Raw genomic sequence first — 1,852 nt, forward strand, 5'->3', positions numbered from 1 at the left:
GTCGTTTATTATGGACAAGACGATGCCAATGAATACTTGCTAATGACTGAGATCGAAGGAGTCAACGCCTCGGACAAATCCTATGAAGAGATGCTGCCGCAATTAATGCAGCAATTAGCCATTGGACTTAGAGCAGTACATGAAGTACCCGTTGAGGGATGCCCTTTTGACCAAACGCTGGATGCGAAGATTGTGGAAGCCAGAAGACGAGTGGAGCAGCAGCTTGTTGATGAAGATGATTTCGACCAACAAAGAGAAGGACGCACGGCGGGAGATTTAGCACAGGAGCTCCTGCACCTAAAGCCGGAAACCGAAGATTTGGTCTTTACGCACGGCGACTACTGTTTACCCAATATCATCCTCAAGGATGGAAAGGTTCACGGTTTTATTGACTGGGGCAGGGCAGGAGTTGCAGACCGGTATCAGGATGTAGCCCTAGCGATCCGAAGTATCCGATATAACTTTGGCAATGCGTATGTGCAAACTTTCCTGGACGCTTATGGACTAACAGAGTTAGATGAGGCAAAAGTCTACTACTATCAACTCATGGATGAGTTTTTTTAAAAGAAGAGGAACTACAGTCCACTATTTGCTCGGAAAATGGCTATATTACAGCTCAGTGGGAACTACGTTCCGCTATTTGATCGAATTCGGCTGACAGACAGCCATCCGAGGGCATATAAGACCCTGTAGTTCCGCTCTCAGGCAGAAAACAGCTGTTTTGCTCAAATAACGCCCTGTAGTTCCCCATCGCTTCTCCGTCCTTGCCCGCACATCCTGCCGCGCTCCCCTTCGCTTCGCCGTCCTTGCTCTCGCCTCCTTCGTCTCTCGCCGCGCTCGCCTTCGCTTCGCCGAGCCTGCACCAAAAAAGGGACCCAGCCACCAAGGCAGGGTCCCTACTTACTATCGCTGCGAACGATAGATTTCCTTCACTATCCGGTAAGCCAACTTAGGCTTGCGGTACTCGTTCAGCAGTCCTTTGTTGTTAAAGCTCCGCGCGCGATCGCGGAAATAAGGGCGGTCACTGCGCACATCGACGCGGATGTCAGCGAAATGCCAAATCAGCGTACCGACGATGCGCGGATCCTCGCGGAAAATTTGCAGCGCCTGCTGCACAACGTCAGCCTGGTAGTCTTCGCTGAACAAGCGTGGTTCCCAGCCTGCGTCTCCGAAAATACCGGCTGCACCGAACTCGCTCATGATCAGAGGCTTGTCCCCGGCGCCTTGCGCTTCGGCATTGCGATAGTAATTTTGCAGCATATCGCGGAATCCGGTTACGTTCCCTTCGTACCAGCCGTAATATTTATTGATGCCAATGACATCAAAGTAAGACAGGACGATATCCTCCACTGGGTGCATAGTAGCGTAGGTGACTAGACGGCTTTCGTCCATGCTGCGGATTTTGCCTACAAACTTTTTCGTAAGCTCAAGCGCTTCCGTCGTGCGTGTATCAATTTCATTATGAGCTCCCCAGAAAATAATCGATGGATGATGATAGTCGCGGGTAATCATTTCATCCAGCATCTTAACGCCACGCTCTGCAAAAAGAGGACTAGCCAGCGTTTCTATACTCATAAAACAGCCCCACATCGGAATCTCGCTCCACAAAAGCATGCCGTGTTCATCCAGCAGATCCATCCAGAACTGGCTTTGCGGATAATGCGAGCCGCGTACGATGTTGCAGCCTAAATCTTGCAAAATCGAAAGATCTTTCAGCATGAGCTTAGGCGGGAAAGCAAAACCCCACTCTGGATGCTCCTCGTGCCGGTTAACTCCTTGCAGATAGAGCTTTTTCCCATTCAACAGGATCTGGCCGTTGTCGACGGCAACAGTTCGAAATCCTGTACGGTCG

3 protein-coding genes are annotated in these 1,852 nt (G+C 50.5%); 1 reads left to right on the top strand and 2 read right to left on the bottom strand.

The features are described 5' to 3' along the window. Positions 1-564, top strand: a 564-nt coding sequence (locus AC1DUA_RS35820; RefSeq protein WP_477504267.1) for an APH(3') family aminoglycoside O-phosphotransferase, incomplete at its 5' end; no start/stop codon positions are given. Between the two features lie 52 nt (positions 565-616). Here the strand turns inward: AC1DUA_RS35820 and AC1DUA_RS35825 are convergent. Next, on the bottom strand, positions 617-883 hold the full coding sequence (locus AC1DUA_RS35825) for a hypothetical protein (protein WP_477504268.1): 267 nt from the start codon (positions 881-883) through the stop codon (positions 617-619). A gap of 20 nt (positions 884-903) precedes the next feature. Continuing rightward, positions 904-1,852: glycoside hydrolase family 2 TIM barrel-domain containing protein (locus AC1DUA_RS35830; RefSeq protein WP_477504269.1), on the bottom strand; the 949-nt coding region annotated here is incomplete at its 5' end.

Source organism: Paenibacillus sp. 01T422 (genome assembly GCF_056398785.1).